The organism is Streptomyces apocyni, from assembly GCF_009739465.1.
GTDB classification, from domain to species: Bacteria; Actinomycetota; Actinomycetes; order Streptomycetales; family Streptomycetaceae; genus Streptomyces; species Streptomyces apocyni.
Genome location: NZ_WHOM01000062.1, coordinates 90,775 through 106,604 on the forward strand (window position 1 = coordinate 90,775; position 15,830 = coordinate 106,604).

General features: G+C 70.4%; 17 protein-coding genes. 7 read left to right on the forward strand and 10 right to left on the reverse strand.

Going from position 1 to position 15,830, the window contains the following annotated elements; all coding sequences use genetic code 11:
• Window positions 1-30 precede the first annotated feature (30 nt).
• Together GCN81_RS17980 and GCN81_RS17985 are read right to left on the reverse strand one after the other, a co-directional pair.
• A complete protein-coding gene (locus GCN81_RS17980; RefSeq protein WP_156725657.1) occupies window positions 31-1,092 on the reverse strand; it encodes an aspartate-semialdehyde dehydrogenase in 1,062 nt (353 codons plus the stop codon).
• Entirely contained in the window at window positions 1,089-2,372 is a 1,284-nt protein-coding gene (locus tag GCN81_RS17985; RefSeq protein WP_156725658.1) for an aspartate kinase, read from the reverse strand. The genes GCN81_RS17980 and GCN81_RS17985 overlap by 4 nt, the downstream gene beginning before the upstream one ends.
• A 315-nt stretch (window positions 2,373-2,687) precedes the next feature.
• On the opposite strand from GCN81_RS17985, the gene GCN81_RS17990 reads away from it, so the two are divergent.
• Window positions 2,688-3,047, forward strand: a complete 360-nt coding sequence (locus GCN81_RS17990; RefSeq protein ID WP_231626803.1) for a PadR family transcriptional regulator — start codon at window positions 2,688-2,690, stop codon at window positions 3,045-3,047.
• The gene (locus tag GCN81_RS17995; protein WP_156725659.1) at window positions 3,028-4,122 is read left to right on the forward strand and encodes a hypothetical protein; all 1,095 of its coding nucleotides are present in this window, start codon (window positions 3,028-3,030) and stop codon (window positions 4,120-4,122) included. The genes GCN81_RS17990 and GCN81_RS17995 overlap by 20 nt, the downstream gene beginning before the upstream one ends.
• Window positions 4,123-4,152: 30 nt before the next feature.
• Here GCN81_RS17995 and GCN81_RS18000 read toward each other — a convergent pair whose 3' ends face one another.
• The 3 genes from GCN81_RS18000 to GCN81_RS18010 all read right to left on the reverse strand — a co-directional run bounded on the left by GCN81_RS18000 (window position 4,153) and on the right by GCN81_RS18010 (window position 6,006).
• Window positions 4,153-4,848, reverse strand: a complete 696-nt coding sequence (locus GCN81_RS18000) for a DUF5063 domain-containing protein (RefSeq protein WP_156725771.1) — start codon at window positions 4,846-4,848, stop codon at window positions 4,153-4,155.
• 55 nt (window positions 4,849-4,903) lie between these two features.
• A complete protein-coding gene (gene recR / locus GCN81_RS18005; protein ID WP_156725660.1) occupies window positions 4,904-5,503 on the reverse strand; it encodes a recombination mediator RecR in 600 nt (199 codons plus the stop codon).
• Between the two features lie 158 nt (window positions 5,504-5,661).
• Window positions 5,662-6,006: a YbaB/EbfC family nucleoid-associated protein gene (locus GCN81_RS18010; protein ID WP_156725661.1), complete on the reverse strand. Its 345-nt coding sequence runs from the start codon at window positions 6,004-6,006 to the stop codon at window positions 5,662-5,664.
• A 240-nt stretch (window positions 6,007-6,246) separates the two neighbouring features.
• Between GCN81_RS18010 and GCN81_RS18015 the strand changes: the two genes are divergently transcribed.
• Together GCN81_RS18015 and GCN81_RS18020 are read left to right on the forward strand one after the other, a co-directional pair.
• Complete coding sequence (locus tag GCN81_RS18015; RefSeq protein ID WP_156725772.1) at window positions 6,247-6,999, forward strand: SLATT domain-containing protein; 753 nt, start codon at window positions 6,247-6,249, stop codon at window positions 6,997-6,999.
• A gap of 147 nt (window positions 7,000-7,146) precedes the next feature.
• The gene (locus GCN81_RS18020; RefSeq protein ID WP_231626806.1) at window positions 7,147-7,971 is read left to right on the forward strand and encodes a DUF3152 domain-containing protein; all 825 of its coding nucleotides are present in this window, start codon (window positions 7,147-7,149) and stop codon (window positions 7,969-7,971) included.
• A 37-nt stretch (window positions 7,972-8,008) separates the two neighbouring features.
• On the opposite strand, the gene GCN81_RS18025 is transcribed toward GCN81_RS18020, so the two are convergent.
• The 5 genes from GCN81_RS18025 to GCN81_RS18045 all read right to left on the reverse strand — a co-directional run bounded on the left by GCN81_RS18025 (window position 8,009) and on the right by GCN81_RS18045 (window position 12,618).
• On the reverse strand, window positions 8,009-8,371 hold the full coding sequence (locus GCN81_RS18025) for a DUF952 domain-containing protein (protein WP_156725662.1): 363 nt from the start codon (window positions 8,369-8,371) through the stop codon (window positions 8,009-8,011).
• 62 nt (window positions 8,372-8,433) lie between these two features.
• Window positions 8,434-9,084: a hypothetical protein gene (locus GCN81_RS18030; RefSeq protein WP_156725663.1), complete on the reverse strand. Its 651-nt coding sequence runs from the start codon at window positions 9,082-9,084 to the stop codon at window positions 8,434-8,436.
• 127 nt (window positions 9,085-9,211) lie between these two features.
• Complete coding sequence (locus GCN81_RS18035) at window positions 9,212-10,165, reverse strand: CPBP family intramembrane glutamic endopeptidase (RefSeq protein ID WP_407697984.1); 954 nt, start codon at window positions 10,163-10,165, stop codon at window positions 9,212-9,214.
• A gap of 198 nt (window positions 10,166-10,363) precedes the next feature.
• Window positions 10,364-11,053, reverse strand: coding sequence for a GntR family transcriptional regulator (locus GCN81_RS18040; RefSeq protein ID WP_156725664.1), 690 nt, complete (start codon window positions 11,051-11,053; stop codon window positions 10,364-10,366).
• Window positions 11,054-11,235: 182 nt separating this feature from the next.
• Window positions 11,236-12,618, reverse strand: coding sequence for an aspartate aminotransferase family protein (locus GCN81_RS18045; protein WP_156725665.1), 1,383 nt, complete (start codon window positions 12,616-12,618; stop codon window positions 11,236-11,238).
• Window positions 12,619-12,815: 197 nt separating this feature from the next.
• On the opposite strand from GCN81_RS18045, the gene GCN81_RS18050 reads away from it, so the two are divergent.
• The 3 genes from GCN81_RS18050 to GCN81_RS18060 all read left to right on the forward strand — a co-directional run bounded on the left by GCN81_RS18050 (window position 12,816) and on the right by GCN81_RS18060 (window position 15,825).
• Window positions 12,816-13,454, forward strand: a complete 639-nt coding sequence (locus GCN81_RS18050) for a type 1 glutamine amidotransferase family protein (RefSeq protein WP_156725666.1) — start codon at window positions 12,816-12,818, stop codon at window positions 13,452-13,454.
• Window positions 13,451-13,975, forward strand: coding sequence for a MarR family winged helix-turn-helix transcriptional regulator (locus GCN81_RS18055; RefSeq protein WP_156725667.1), 525 nt, complete (start codon window positions 13,451-13,453; stop codon window positions 13,973-13,975). Before GCN81_RS18050 ends, GCN81_RS18055 begins: the two co-directional genes overlap by 4 nt.
• A 98-nt stretch (window positions 13,976-14,073) precedes the next feature.
• The gene (locus tag GCN81_RS18060) at window positions 14,074-15,825 is read left to right on the forward strand and encodes a serine/threonine-protein kinase (RefSeq protein WP_156725668.1); all 1,752 of its coding nucleotides are present in this window, start codon (window positions 14,074-14,076) and stop codon (window positions 15,823-15,825) included.
• Window positions 15,826-15,830 lie beyond the last annotated feature (5 nt).

Below are 15,830 nucleotides of genomic sequence, written 5' to 3' on the forward strand. Positions count from 1 at the left end.
GCACCAGCCGGGCACCGGCCGGGGCGTCGCTCAGCCGAGCTCGGCAGCTACCAGCTCGGCGATCTGGGCGGTGTTGAGCGCCGCGCCCTTGCGCAGATTGTCCCCGCATACGAAGAGCTCGACGGCCGTGGGATCGTCGAGCGACCGCCGTACCCGCCCCACCCACGTCGGGTCGGTGCCCACCACATCGGCGGGCGTCGGGAACTCACCGGCGGCCGGATTGTCGAACAGGACGACACCGGGCGCGGTGGAAAGAATCTCGTGCGCGCGGTCCACCGTCACCTCGCTCTCGAAGCGAGCGTGGACGGTCAGCGAGTGCGTGGTGACCACCGGAACCCGGACACAGGTCACGGACACCTTCAGCCCCGGCAGCCCCAGGATCTTCCGGGACTCGTTACGCACCTTGAGCTCCTCGGACGACCAGCCGTCCTCCTGGAGCGATCCGGTCCAGGGCACGACGTTGAGCGCGATCGGCTCGGGGAAGGGCCCGGTGTTGTCGCCGACGGCGCGTCGTACGTCGCCGGGTGTCGTCCCCAGTTCCGTACCGGCGACCAGCTCGAGCTGCTCACGCAGCGCGTCCACGCCAGCCCGGCCCGCTCCACTCACGGCCTGATACGAGGAGACGACCAGCTCGCGCAGCCCGAACTCGGCGTGCAGCGCGCCGACCGCCACGATCATCGACAGGGTGGTGCAGTTGGGGTTGGCCACGATGCCGCGCGGGCGGACCCGTGCCGCATGCGGATTGACCTCAGGTACCACCAGCGGCACATCCGGGTCCATCCGGAACGCCGCGGAGTTGTCCACGACCACCGCGCCCTTGGCGGCGGCGATCGGTGCCCACTGGGCGGAGACGTCGTCCGGTACGTCGAACATCGCGACGTCGACGCCGTCGAAGGCGTCCTCGGTGAGGGCGATCACCTCGACCTCTTCGCCGCGCACCGCCAGCTTCCTGCCCACGGAACGCGGCGAGGCGATCAGCCGGATCTCGCCCCAGATGTCCGCGTGCTGGGACAGGATCTGGAGCATGACCGTGCCGACCGCGCCGGTCGCCCCGACGACAGCGAGCGTCGGGGCGGACCGGTTATCGGTCATCGGCCGGTGCCTCCATAGACCACGGCCTCGTCGGATTCGCTGTCCAGACCGAACGAGCTGTGCACGGCCCGCAGGCCCTCCACGACATCGTCCTCGCGGGTGATGACCGAGATGCGGATCTCGGAGGTCGAGATCAGCTCGATGTTCACGCCCGCGTCGCTCAGCGCCTCGAAGAACTGCGCGGTGACGCCCGGGTTGGTCTTCATCCCCGCGCCGACCAGCGAGATCTTGCCGATCTGGTCGTCGTAACGCAGCGAGTCGTATCCGACGGACGCCTTGATCTTCTCCAGCGCGGTGGTGGCCTTACGGCCCTCCGACTTCGGCAGCGTGAAGGAGATGTCGGTCAGGCTGGTGGCCGCCGCCGACACGTTCTGTACGACCATGTCGATGTTGATCTCGGCATCCGCGATGGCGCGGAAGATCGCCGCGGCCTCGCCCGGCTTGTCCGGAACGCCGACGACCGTGACCTTGGCCTCGGATACGTCGTGGGCGACTCCGGAGATGATCGCGTGCTCCACCTGCTGGTCCCCTTGCTTGCTTACGGGCGGTTCGTTGCTGACCCAGGTGCCTTGCAGCCCCGAGAAGGACGAGCGGACGTGGATCGGAATGTTGTAACGGCGTGCGTACTCCACGCACCGGTGCAGCAGCACCTTGGAGCCGGAGGCGGCGAGCTCCAGCATGTCCTCGAACGAGATCCAGTCAATCTTACGAGCCTTCTTCACCACGCGCGGGTCGGCGGTGAAAACGCCGTCCACGTCGGTGTAGATCTCGCAGACATCGGCGTCGAGGGCGGCCGCCAGTGCGACGGCGGTGGTGTCCGAGCCGCCGCGGCCCAGCGTGGTGATGTCCTTGCTGTCCTGGGACACGCCCTGGAACCCGGCGACGATGGCCACGTTCCCCTCGTCCACCGAGGTGCGGATGCGGCCCGGCGTGACATCGATGATGCGCGCCTTGTTGTGGACCGAGTCGGTGATGACACCTGCCTGGCTACCGGTGAACGACTGGGCCTCGTGGCCCAGGTTTTTGATCGCCATGGCCAGCAGGGCCATGGAGATCCGCTCTCCCGCGGTCAGCAGCATGTCGAGCTCGCGCCCGGCAGGGATCGGTGACACCTGCTCTGCGAGATCGATCAGCTCGTCCGTCGAGTCGCCCATCGCGGAGACCACGGCAACCACCTGGTTGCCGTTCTTCTTAGCCTCAACGATGCGCTTGGCAACCCGCTTGATGCCCTCGGCATCGGCTACGGAGGAGCCTCCGTACTTCTGCACGACAAGGCCCACGTGCGCTCCTAGCTCAATACGTTCTGCGGTCGGCTCAGTCTAACGAGCGGCCGGTTTCCGACCCGCTTCTATCACATCGTGAGATGTGACGCTCACGAAGTGATCATCCCGGATGGCTCCGACCCGCTCCAGATCTGCACCTTCCCCCTTCGGAGCCAGCCACTCCGGAAAGTGGCCGTGCTCACACCCGTCGTGGCCGCGACCGGGACTCACTCGTTGTGATGACGCTCGTGGACAAGGTTCGATACCTCCACTACTCTGAAATCACAACTAGTCGCTGAAGTAGAGAAAGCAACCGACCGAGAAGGGGGCGGAGTGTCCGAGTTCAGCTCGGCATGGCTACGGGCGGCGCTGCCTCTGTGCCTGCTCGGGATGCTGGAGCGGGGTGAGAGCTACGGCTACGCGCTGCTGCAACAGCTCAGCGAGGCCGGTCTGACGTCGGCCAAGGCGGCGACGCTCTATCCCGCGCTGAACAGACTGGAAGAAGAGGGCGCCGTCGAGATCCGCTGGAGCGCGGGCGAAGGCGGCCCGGGGCGCAAGTACTACAGCCTGACCGACGCCGGGCGGGAGCGACTGACCATCGAGTACCGCGCCTGGCAGGAGTTCGACGCCGTGGTGACCAGCCTGGCGGCGACAGGGGGAACGGGGGAAACAGGTGAAGCACACAGCCGATGACCAACAGCAGCGGGAACTGACCTGGCCGACCGCTGATGACAAGAAGTGGGCGGCCGAGTTCGAGCTCACCCTCGCCTGGGGGCACAGCGCACCCAAGGGCCTGGCGGAACAAGTCCTGGCGGAGGCCCATGAAACGGCCGTCGAGTCAGGGGCGCCGGTCCGTGAACTCCTCGGCGACCCCATCGAGTACGCCGCGACGGTGGCGGCCGAGCGGGTGGGCGAGACCCATCGCAGCACCGTTGACCTCCACGGATTCACACCAGGCGGCCGCTTCACCGGGGCCCTGCTGGTGGCGGGCTTCAAGGCGGTCTTGTTCGGCATAGTCCTGTGGCTCAGCAAGGGCTTCTGGATCTCGGTCGGCTGGCCGTCGGGGATCGCCTCGGTGCTGCTCGGGGTGGTCGTCGTGCTGGTGCTCGGCGTCGTGCCCGAGCTCCGCGCGGCGGGACGGCTGCGCGCGTCCTGGGTCGCCATCGGCTGTGCGCCGGTCCTGGTCCTGGCGTGTGCCACTGGGTTCACCGTGCTGCCACCCGGCCCACAGGTATCGGTGCCCGCACCGTCGCTGTTCGCCGTCGGGGCGGTGCTGTGGGTCGTGGGGTGGCGCCTGCCAGAGCGGACCGCGGGGCGCTGGTTCGCGGGCCGGCGGGCGACGGCGGTCATACCCCGGACCGACGACGAGGCCTGGCTGGCACGTCTGGCGGGTCTGCTCCGCGGGCGGCACGGACTGTCCCCACGGGCGGTACGGCAGTGCCTCGCCGAGGCCCGCGACCATCTCCAGGCGTCAGGCGGTAGCGCGGCGGAGGAGTTCGGGGCGCCCGAGATCTACGCCCTGCGGCTCGCCGAAGGCCCTGACCGGCCCAAGCGCGCCGCACGCGCGCTGATAGGCGGCCAGGTCCTGGTCGGCGTCATGTACTGCTGGTTCGTCTACGACATCCTCAGCAGCCCCGACCCGACGTCCGTCTGGTTCTGGGTCAGGGTCGCTGTGGCACTGCTTGGCATCTGGGGCTGGTCGTCCCTGCTCTGGACGTACTGGAAGGGCACGCGGCAGCAGCGGAAGCCTGAGCCCCAGCAGGCCTGACGCGTCACCGGGCGGAGGCGTACCGATGCCTCAGCGGGCGGGACGGAGGCCCAGTGGCGCTGCCAGTTCCTCGGCCATGACGCGGCCCGCTTCCTCGGCCAGTTCCTCTTCTCCAGCCAGGTCCTGGTCGGTGTCCAGTCCGTCCAGCTCCTGCAGGGGCTGGTCCAGACGGACATGGGCGACCAGGGACTGGAGGGCGCGCAGGGACGCGGACGCGGTGGCGCCCCAGTTGGAGAAGTACGAGAACTGCCACCACCACAGGGCCTCGGCGGTGCGGCCCGCGCGGTAGTGGGCCATGCCGTGGCGCAGGTCGGTGATGACATCGGCCAGGTCGTCCGAGATCCGGCAGGCGACCGGAGCCTTGCGTGGCTCGTAGGGGTCGAAGACCTCCGAGTACACGTCGACCGGGTCGAGGAGCAGCGCCAGGCGTTCGCGGAGCTCGTCGACATCGGCCTCGGGTCCGAGGTCGGGTTCGTACCGCTCGTCCGGGAGGATGTCCGCGTGGGCACCCAACCGGCCACCAGCAAGGAGGAGTTGTGAGACCTCCAGAAGGAGGAAGGGGACCGCGGAGTCCGGCTCGTCGCCCCTGGCGACCTCCGTGACGGCGACGATGAAGCTCTCGACCTGGTCGGCGATCTGGACCGCGAAGTCGTCCGGGTCCAGCAGCGACTCGTGCACCTTGCGCGGCGCGTCGCCGGGCGCGCCGGAGGCATCGGCGAGGGGCATGCCAGTGGCGCCAGCGGTGCCAGTGGGTTCCGGTGTGCCAGGGGTGGCAGGCGTGTCAGACATCGAGAAGTCGTCTCCCTTCGAAGGCACGGCCCAGCGTGACCTCGTCGGCATACTCCAAATCTCCCCCGACAGGGAGTCCGCTGGCCAGGCGGGTGACCTTGAGGCCCATCGGCTTGATCATGCGAGCGAGGTACGTGGCCGTGGCCTCGCCCTCGAGATTCGGGTCGGTGGCCAGAATCAGCTCGCTGACGGTGCCGTCCGCGAGCCGGGACAGCAGTTCCCGTATACGGAGATCGTCCGGACCCACGCCCTCGATCGGGCTGATCGCCCCGCCCAGGACGTGGTACCGGCCACGGAACTCCCGGGTGCGCTCGATGGCGACGACGTCCTTCGGCTCCTCGACCACGCAGATGATCGCTGGGTCGCGGCGAGGGTCACGGCAGACGCCGCAGTGCTCCTCCTGCGCGACATTGCCGCAGACCGCGCAGAAGCGGACCTTGTCCTTGACCTCGAGGAGTGCGTGCGCGAGGCGGCGGACGTCGGTCGGCTCGGCCTGCAGGATGTGGAAGGCGATCCGCTGCGCGCTCTTGGGACCGACGCCGGGCAGCCTGCCCAACTCGTCGATGAGGTCCTGGACCACGCCTTCGTACAACGGACTGCCTTTCCTGGGACAGCGCCCCTGCTGGCTGCTCAGGTGCTGCCGTTCTGGAGCTGTCTGCTCTGCTTCGGTTCGACTATCTGCCTGGTTGTTCAGGTGGTACGTACGGTAGTTGCCGAACCCCGGTCTTCAGAAGACACCGGTCCGGCGATTCAGAACGGGAGACCCGGGATGCCACCGCCGCCGCCCAGGCCCTGGGCGAGCGGGCCGAGCTTCTGCTGCTGGAGCACCTGGGCGTTCTCGTTCGCCGCCTGGACCGCGGCGACGACGAGGTCGGCCAGGGTCTCGGTGTCCTGCGGGTCGACTGCCTTGGGGTCGATCACCAGGCCGCGCAGCTCGCCCGAGCCGGTGACGGTGGCCTTGACCAGACCGCCGCCCGCCTGCCCGTCGACCTCTGTCTGCGCCAGTTCCTCCTGCGCCCGAGCGAGATCCTGTTGCATCTGCTGAGCCTGCTGGAGCAGCTGTTGCATATTGGGCTGGCCACCACCGGGAATCACGATCAGCTCCTGGTCTCGGTCGTCGAGGTCATCGATGTATCTGACGACACGAGCCTACGTGTTCAGGGAGCCGTCCGCTCTAGCACTCTTTCGAGTGAGTTCCCCTCACGCCCTATACCTGATCAAGGGCCACTTCCGGGGGTAAAGGCCATGAAACCGGCCTCATGGCCACCCATTGGGCGGTAGGAAGGTGGTGCCAGTCCGTATCAGTCGAGGGAGTGCCGGGTGAGCCAGCCGGAGATGCAGCCCGAGGTGCCGCCTCCGGGCGGGCAGGGGGCGGGCGGAGGCGGAGACCCGGCAGCACGGGCGGCGGCCGCGCGGCGCCATGATCTCACCGGGCGGCCGTTTCCGCTCGGCGACTGGGGCCAGCCCGCCGCGCGCCTGGACGAGCTGTACCGCTGGGTGGAGGCGGGCGCCCTGCGCACCGCCGAGTGGTATCTGCACGACCGCACCTGGAAGCGCCGGGGCGCGCGGGCACTCCGCGCCGGTACGGCGCTGGGCGCGGTCGCCGGGGCCGCGCTGCCGCTGCTCGACCTGACCGGGGCGGTGAACGGCGCCGCCACCTGGGGCTATCTGTTCCTCCTGCTGGCGGTGGCCTGCATGGGCTGCGACCGGTACTTCGGGCTCACCTCCGGGTGGATACGGGATGTGGCGACGGCCCAGGCGGTGCAGCGGCGACTCCAGGTCCTCCAGTTCGACTGGGCGTCGGAGAGCGTGCGCGAGGTGCTGGGCCCGACGGACGGCACGGCCAGCGAGGCGGCCGAGCGCTGCCTTGGAGTACTGCGCCGCTTCACCGAGGACGTAACGGACCTGGTCCGCTCCGAGACGACGGACTGGATGGTGGAATTCCGCTCCGGTCCCACGCCCCTGGTGATGCAGTCCGCGGTCCCGGGCGCCCCCCGCACGGACCCGCCACCACCCCCGGGCCGCTTCCCCCTCCAGCCAGGAACCCGCCCGAACATGCCCCGCCAGCGCCCACCGGAGGCGCGTTAGAGGCGGCGGAGAGTGAGCCTGGCGGCACTTACGCCCCCTTTGGCCCCCTGTTTCCCTGGCGGCAATAGACTGCCGCGGGGGTATTTGTTCGAGGGGGGACCTTTTGTTGACCGTAGCCGTGTACACATCCGTATCCACCGCCGCGTCGTGACCGGCGCGCGGCGGGCCGGTAGAGAGAACAGCGGGCGCCGAATACGTGGGGGCCGCATAGGCCCCGGCCGTGTTCTGGCGACCAGCGTGGCGATGGTCGGTCTTGGCTCCTTCGCCCTCGCGCTGCTGCCCGATGACCGCAGTGCCGAGGGGCGGCCCATGGTGGCCCCGTCGCGGCCGGGCTCCGCCCTGGCGGCGACACCGGCGGAGCCATCACCGTCCGGGCCCAGCACCCAGACCACGCGCTCCCCCGTCGTCCCCGACACCGGCCGCGGCACGTTCTCCACCGGTTCCGCCTCGGGTGCCATAGCCGGGAGCGGCAAGATCTGGCGCTACCGCGTCGACGTCGAGGACGGCAGCTCGCTCTCCGCCGACCGGGCCGCGCGGGAGGTCGCCGCCATACTCGGGCATCCGCAAGGCTGGACCGCCAAGGGCGCCCGCGCCTTCCAACTGGTCACCTCCGGCCCCACCGACTTCCAGGTCAAGATCGCCACTCCCGCCACGGTGGACCGCCTGTGCGGGGAGTACGGGCTGGACACCGGCGGCGAGGTCAACTGCGCGGTCCGTACGTCGGTCGTCGTGAACCTCAAACGCTGGATGCTGGGCTCGCCGAAGTTCGACGGACCACTCTCCGAGTATCGCGCGCTGATCATCAACCACGAGGTGGGCCACCGCCTCGGCCACGGTCACCTGACCTGCGGTGGCCCCGGCCGCCTGGCACCCGCCATGATGCAGCAGATCAAGGGGCTGCGCGGCTGCGTTGCCAACGCCTGGCCCTTCGACGAGAACGGCACGTACGTCAGCGGCCCGAAGGTGGACTGACGTCACCCTGATGTAAACGCCGCCCGGTGGGGCATGCTCAGCCCACGTCCCTCAGCCCCGTCGCCCGGCCCTCCTCGTCCCACTGGACCTCCAGGGTCCGCGCGACGGCGTCGGGATTGAGGGGCCCGAACACATGCGGGAACAGAACGTCCTCGGCGACCCCGGGCGGCGGGGTGGGGGCCGCCGCCTCCCATTCCAGCCTGGCGGTGAGCCGGGACGCGTCGAGGAGCAGCGCCAGCAGCGGTCTCGGGGCGGTGCGGTAGAAGGCGTTGACGACGGCCAGCGTGGTGGCCTCGTCGGGCGAGCAGTGGACGAAGCCCTCCTCCGTGAGCGAGGCGGGGGCGTAGGGCTGGCCGGACAGGGCACTCCATTCGGCGCGCGGCACGACGTGATAGATCATGACCCGGTTATACCGCTACAGCCGCCGCCTACGGGCCGCCGCCCACGGGCCACCGCGCCCGGTCAGCTGAAGACGACCATCGAGCCCTGAGCCAGACTGCGCGTCGCCGCCGCGTGCAGGCCCAGCCAGACGTGGCGCTCGCGGGCGAAGGGGTTGTCGTCGTACGGGGGTGTGGCCGCGGGTTCTTCCAGGGATGTCGGGCCGGAGGGCGGGGCCGGGGCCACCGGCGGGTTGGCCGGGTCGATGCCGATCGCGGGGCCCACGTACTCCAGCTCACGCAGGAGGGTGTGCGAGGAGCCGAGCGGGCCGCCGCCCGCGAGGAGTTCGTCGTTGGAGAGCGGGTGCGGGAACTCGACCGGGACGTACGCGCCCGCGTGGTCGTAGTGCCAGACCAGATGCGACTGCTGGGCCGTGGTCTCGAACATCTCCAGGAGCTGTTCGTAGTCACCGCCGAGTTCGTCTACGGGGGTGACGGGGAGGCCACAGATCTGGAGGAGGTACGCACGGCGCAGGAAATGCAGCGCGTCGTAGTCGAAGCCCGCAACGGGGGCGACGTCCCCAGAGAGGCCAGGCATGTACGCGTAGACGGGCACAGGGGGCAGACCGGCGTCACCCAACGCCTTGTCGTAGAGCGCGAGCTCCTCGGCGAAGGGGTTGTCCGCGCTGTGGCACAGCACATCGACCAGGGGGACAAGCCACAGGTCACAGGCCAAGGGAACTCCTCACTTCGGCTGAGCGGAGTGCAACAAGCAGTGTGTGCAGCGTAGTCCGCCCCCACCCCACCCATCTGCCCCCGCGCACAGCGCGTTCAAACGGCAGTCCTCTTACTCCTCTTAGTCCTCACGCACTCCGCTGGGCCACGGCCCGGCGGTCCGCCAGCCGCGCGATCATCAGGCAGTAGAGCGGGGCGAAGACAAGCTCGAGGACCAGCGCCTGCCACGGCGCGTCAGCCGCCGTCTCACTGCTGGAGAGGTCACCGACCGCGGCCACCAGGCCGAAGGCCACTAGGTTGTTGGCGACGTGCAAGGCGATCACCGCCTCCAAGCCACCGGTACGGATCACCAGCCAGCCCCACCACAGCGCCGAGTACAGCAGCAAGGCGAAGCCGGAGAGTTCGCCGAAACCGTGAGCGGTGGCGAACAGCAGCGACGCCACCACAATGCCCGGCCACGGGGAACGCACGGCCCGGCCGATCACCTGGACCAGCCAGCCCCGGAACACGTACTCCTCGGCGGCGGCCTGGAACGGCACCAGCGCGCCCAGCACGGCCAGGCTCAGGACGAACTCGGACCAGCCCGGGAAGCCTTGCCCCTCCTCCGCCAGCGGTTCGGAGTTCCAGGTCCACGCGACCAGCAAACCGATCTGGAGGACGATCAGCGGAAAGGCCACCGCGGCACAACGCCCCAGCCAACCCCAGCGCAACCGGCCAGCCACCGACGAGACCGTGCCGAACGGCCGGTTACCCAACAGCCGGGCACCGACGAGGACCACGGGAAGCCCGACCACGATGACGATCAGCAGGAACGCCAGCTCCGCGAGCGGGTCCGCGAAGATCGCATCGCTGTCCGATGCGGCCTGGACGTCCAGCACGGCCGCGATGACGGCCCCGACCACGAAGACACCCAGCACTCCCACCACGAACAGCCCCAGGACGGCCAGCAGTTCGCCCAGCCACGCGAACCTGCCGCCATGCCCGTTACGCCCCAGTTCGTGGTAGTGGGACCCGGACGGCGCCCGAACCGGCCCGGGCCGGGGAGCGGGCCCCGGCGGAGGCAGTTGGGACGCTGAGGGCAACGTCCAGCCCTGCCAGCCTGGTTGTTCGGCGGCATGCGGAGGGTGCGAGTGCGGGTGCGGATGGGGGTGGGGGTGGTGCTCGGGCTCGGGCTGGTGGCCAGTGCCGGGCCAGGGCGCGTCGGAACTCACAGGGGTCGCCTTCTGTCTGCGTGGTCAGGGCAGCGGAGCTACGTGGGCTGGGGCTGGGCTTGGGCCGCGCTAGGTGGAGAGTTCTTCGGCCAGGGTGAGAGCGTGGTTGTTGTACGTCGTGACCAGGGCGGACGCGGTGAGGGCGTCACGGCGGAGTACGGCGTCTACCAGTTCGGTGTGGCCGTTCCAGAGGCGGCCGGTGAGGTCGGGGGCGCGGCGCAGGTGGGGGACAACGTAGGACCAGGCCTGGATGCGTAGGCGATGCAGGAAGTTGGTCAGGTACGGGTTGCCGAAGAGGGAGCTCAGTTCGCGCCAGAAGCTGAGGTCGTAGCCGACCAGGACATCCAGGTCGCCGACCGTGGCCGCGCGCTGGGCCTCCAGGGCCCGGCGGCGGACGGAGGCGAGCTGGTCGCCGGTGTCGGCGGGGCCGCGTTCGGCGATGCCTCGGAAGATCGCCTCGGCGACGAGTCGGCGGGCCTCGACCATGCTGCGGTAGTCGGCTACGGAGTACTCGTGTACGCGGAAGCCGCGGTGCTGGACGGAGTCGAGCAGGCCCTGCGCGGAGAGGTCCACCAGGGCCTCGCGGACGGGGGTCGCGGAGACTCCGTACTGCTCGGCGATCTCCTTGACCGTGAATTCCTGGCCGGGGTGGAGGCGTCCGGCGAGGATTTCGTCGCGGAGGGCGTCGGCCAGTTGCTGGCGGAGGGTGTTGCGGGTGACACCGGGGCTGGTGGTGGCGGTTCGGTCGGTGGCGCGCAAGGTGTCCCCCTCTCGCCGGGTGGCTGGCTGGTGGCGCCGGTGGCGCTCTGGTGGCGCTGGTGGCTGGCTGAATGGTCAGCCTACGTGGCCGGGGCGGGGCGGGGTCCTGCCCCCCGCCCCGCCTGCCCCGCCCCGACCTGCCCCGGCCCGTCCCGGCCCGCCCCGCCTACGGTGGCCGCTGGCTACGCGACGTGTTCGTCCGCTACCGACAGGGCCTCGTCCAACAGGAACAGGCCCTCCTTCGCCTCCGACTCCGTGATGTTGCACGCGGGGACCACATGCGTGCGGTTCATGTTCACGAACGGCCACAGACCCCCGCGCTTGCAGGCCGCCGCGAAGGCCGCCATCGGGGCGTTCGCCTCGCCCGTCGCGTTGTACGGGACCAGTGGCTCGCGGGTCTCCCGGTTCCGTACGAGCTCCAGGGCCCAGAACGCGCCGAGGCCGCGCACCTCGCCCACCGACGGGTGGCGCGCGGCGAGCTCCCGCAGCCCAGGGCCGATGACGTGGGCGCCCAGGTGCGCGGCGTGCGCGACGACACCCTCCTCCTCCATCACGTTGATCGTGGCGACCGCGGCCGCGCAGGCGAGCGGATGGCCGGAGTAGGTGAGTCCGCCGGGGTACGGCTTCCTGGCGAACGTCTCCGCGATGGCGGGCGAGATCGCCACGCCGCCCAGCGGGACGTACCCGGAGTTGACGCCCTTGGCGAAGGTGAGGAGGTCGGGGACGACGTCGAAGTGGTCGGCGGCGAACCACTCGCCGGTGCGCCCGAAGCCCGACATCACCTCGTCCAGGATGAGCAGGATGCCGTACCGGTCGCAGATCTCCCGTACTCCGGCCAGGTAGCCCGGCGGCGGGACCATGATCCCGGCCGTGCCCGGCACCGACTCCAGGATGATCGCGGCGAACGAGCCCGGACCGTCGAAGGCGATGATGTCCTCGAGGTGGGTGAGTGCGCGCTCACACTCCTCGGCCTCGGTGGTCGCGTAGAACGCCGAGCGGTAGAGGAACGGCGCCCAGAAGCGGACGACGCCGGAGGCGCCCGTGTCCGAGGCCCAGCGCCGGGGGTCGCCGGTCAGGCTGATCGCGGTGGAGGTCGCGCCGTGGTACGAGCGGTAGGCGCTGAGGATCTTGGGACGGCCGGTGTGCAGCCTGGCCATCCGGGCGGCGTTCTCGACGGCCTCGGCGCCGCCGTTGGTGAAGAAGATCTTGTCGAGGTCGCCGGGGGTCCGCTCGGCGATCAGCCGCGCGGCCTCGGAGCGTACGTCGATGGCGAAGGCGGGCGCGAAGGTGGTCATCTTCGCGGCCTGCTCCTGCACCGCGGCGACGACCTTGGGGTGCTGGTAGCCGATGTTGGTGTAGACGAGGCCGCTGGTGAAGTCGAGGTAGCGGTTGCCCTCGTAGTCCCAGAAGTGCACGCCCTCGGCACCGGCCACGGCGAGCGGATCGATCAGCTCCTGAGCGGACCAGGAGTGGAAGACATGCGCGCGGTCGGCGGCCTTGACGGCTGCGCCTTTCGCGGGGTCAGCGGGATCGGCAGGGCCGACGGGAACGCGATGAGGGGTCATGGCGCGAGGGTAAGCGTCCGGGATGCGGACAAAACATCGGCGCCCTGTCTGCGGTGCCGTGTCGTCGCCCGACACAGTGTCGGGCCATGTCGCGCCCGCCGCACCCACTCTCTCTTGACAGCATGCTGTCTATTTGACAGCATGCTTACATCACATCGGGGATATCGGGGATATCGGGGATACGGAAGGCAGCCATCATGAGCAACGCCCACCGCAAGACCGTGTACGTCGCCGTCTACGACACCTACGCCGACTGGGAGTCGGGGCACGCCACCGCCGAGCTCGCCCGCGGCGGCTATCAGATCCGTACGGTCGGACTGAGCCTCGACCCGGTCACCACCATCGGCGGGCTGCACGTCCAGCCCGACCTCGCGATCGCGGACGTACGCCCCGAGGACGCGGCGCTGTTGATCCTCACCGGGGCCGACTTGTGGGACAGCGATGAGGGCGACGCGCTCCTGCCCTTCGCCCGGCTGGCCCGCACCTTCCTCGACGCGGGCGTCCCGGCCGCCGCGATCTGCGGCGCCACCGCGGGACTGGCCCGCGAGGGACTGCTCGACGACCGGCCGCACACGAGCAACGTCTCCTTCTACCTGGCGGCCACCGGCTACAAGGGCGGCGAACAGTACGTCGAGACGGACGCCGTGACCGACGGCGACCTGATCACGGCGGGCGGGACCGAGCCGGTCGCGTTCGCCCGCGAGATCCTCGCGCGGCTCGGGGTGTACGAGGGCGAGGTGCTGGACGCCTGGTACCGGCTGTTCCACGACTCGGACGCGACGGCGTACGAGATCCTCGCGGCGGCCCAGACGGAGCGGGAGGCGGCAGCCCAGTGAAGGAAGGCGAGGCCCTCAGCCGGACCGCGCTCGGTGTCTTCCGGCTGAACGGGCAGTTCCTGGCCGTATCCGAGCGGCTGGCCCGGCCCGCGGGCCTGACCGCCGCGTGGTGGCAGGTGCTCGGCGCCGTACTGCATGAGCCGGGGACCGTCGCGGGGATCGCCCGCGCGATGGGTATCACCCGGCAGAGTGTGCAGCGCATCGCCGATCTGCTCGTCGGCAAGGGGCTCGCCGCGTACGTCCCCAACCCGGCGCACCGCCGCGCCAAGCTGCTCACCCCGACCGACGAGGGCCGCGCGGCGATCGCGCGGATCGCACCCGGCCACGCGGAGCTGGCGCGGCGGCTGGCCGCGGAGCTGGGGGCGGCGGAGTTCGCGGAGACGGTGCGGGTGCTGGAGCGGCTGTCCGGGGCGATGGACTCGCTGGCGGAGGCCGACGCGAAAGCCGACGCGCAAGCTGACGCGAATGCCGAAGCGAAAGCCGGAGGGAAAGCCGAAGCGAAAGCCAAGGCAGACACGTAAGCGCGGACGGCAGCCGTTACCGAACCGTAGAGGGCCGCCGTGCTCCCCCGGACTATCCTCGACCTCGTGAGGGGCAGTGCGGGGGAGGGACATCGTCAATGGAGAAGCTGAGCCCTGGGGACCCGTCTGCCATCGGGCCGTACCGCCTGCTCGGCCGACTCGGCGCGGGCGGCATGGGGCAGGTCTATCTGGCCCGTTCGGAACGCGGGCGGACCGTCGCGCTCAAGGTCGTTCAGACCGAACTCGCCGAGCGGGAGGAGTTCCGGGCCCGCTTCCGGCAGGAGGTCGCGGCGGCACGGCGGGTGGGCGGAGCCTGGACGGCGCCGGTACTCGACGCGGACACCGAGGCCGCGGTCCCTTGGGTCGCCACCGGCTACGTGGCGGGCCCCTCGCTGCACCGGGTCGTCGCGCACGACCACGGGCCACTGCCCGAGTCCTCGGTACGTACGCTCGCCGCGGGTCTGGTCCGGGCGCTACAGGACATCCACGCGGCGGGCCTGATCCACCGCGACCTCAAGCCGTCCAACATCATGATCACGATCGACGGCCCGCGCGTCATCGACTTCGGTATCGCCCGCGCCCTGGAGACCTCGACGGCCGACGGCCTCACCCACACCGGCGCGTTGGTGGGCTCCCCCAGCTTCATGGCCCCCGAGCAGATACGCGGCGACCGCATCACCCCGGCCTGCGACGTCTTCTGTCTGGGGTCCGTGCTGGCCTTCGCGGGGACCGGCGTGCTGCCGTTCGGCGCGGAGGCCAGCGGCGTGCACGCGCAGTTGTTCCGTATCGCCCAGGAGGACCCCGACCTCTCCCGCCTCTCCGAAGGCCTTCAGGACCTGGTGCTGCCCTGCCTGGCCAAGGACCCGGCCGACCGTCCCTCGCTGGCCGAACTCCTGGAGCGTACGGGCGCGGAGAAGGCGGTGGGCGAGGGCCGCACCCGGGAGCCGTGGCTGCCGGGGGCGCTGGTTGCCCAGCTGGGGCGGCATGCGGTGCGACTGCTGGAGGTGGAGCACCCGGAGCACCCGGAGCACTCAGAGCACAAGGGCGACCGTGAGGGTGAGAGCGGGGCCGTGGGCGAGGCCGGGGCTGGTCCCGGGGCCGGGGCCGGGGCCGAGGGGACGGCGGAGGCACCCCCCGTGCCACCGACGCTGATCGCCCCGCCGCCACCCCCCGCCGCCCCGCAGGCACCCCCCGCGGCCTACCCCTACCAGCCCACGCTCTCCTACGGCCAACCCCTCCCGCCGCGCCGCAACGGGCGGACGACGGCGCTGTTGCTCGCCGTGGCCGTGGTCGTCGCGCTCGGAGCGGGAGGCACGGTGTACGCGGTGATGAAGGGGGACGGCATCAAGCCACAAGGCCAGCAGCAAGGCCAGCAGGGGAAGGACCAGGCCCAAAACCAGGGGCAGGACCAGCCGTCCACAGCCCCGCCCGCGTCCTCCGACCAGCCCTCCGGACCGTCCGCGACCCCCGACGCCTCACCGCCCACCACCATCAGCGGCGAGGACGATGAGGAAGAGGGCGACATACCCGCCCGTTTCCTCGGCGTCTGGCGGTCCAGCTTCCAGGCGCAGGGCGGCACCAACACGCGGGTCATGACGATCGTTCAGGGCGCCACGGGCGACACCGTCATGAACCTCGTCGGGACCGGCCCGAACTACGACTGCCGCTGGCAGGCGTCGCTCAGGTCGGCGGGGACGACGAGCCTCGAGTTCAGTCCCTCGCGGGTCGTGCGGGGCAGTCCGCAGACCTGCAAGCCGGGCCCGGTCAGCCAACTGCGGATGCCGGGCAACGGCACGCTGGTACGGGAGTTGGTAGGCAGCGGCGGGGTGCCGCTCACCTACACGAGGTAGGCCGT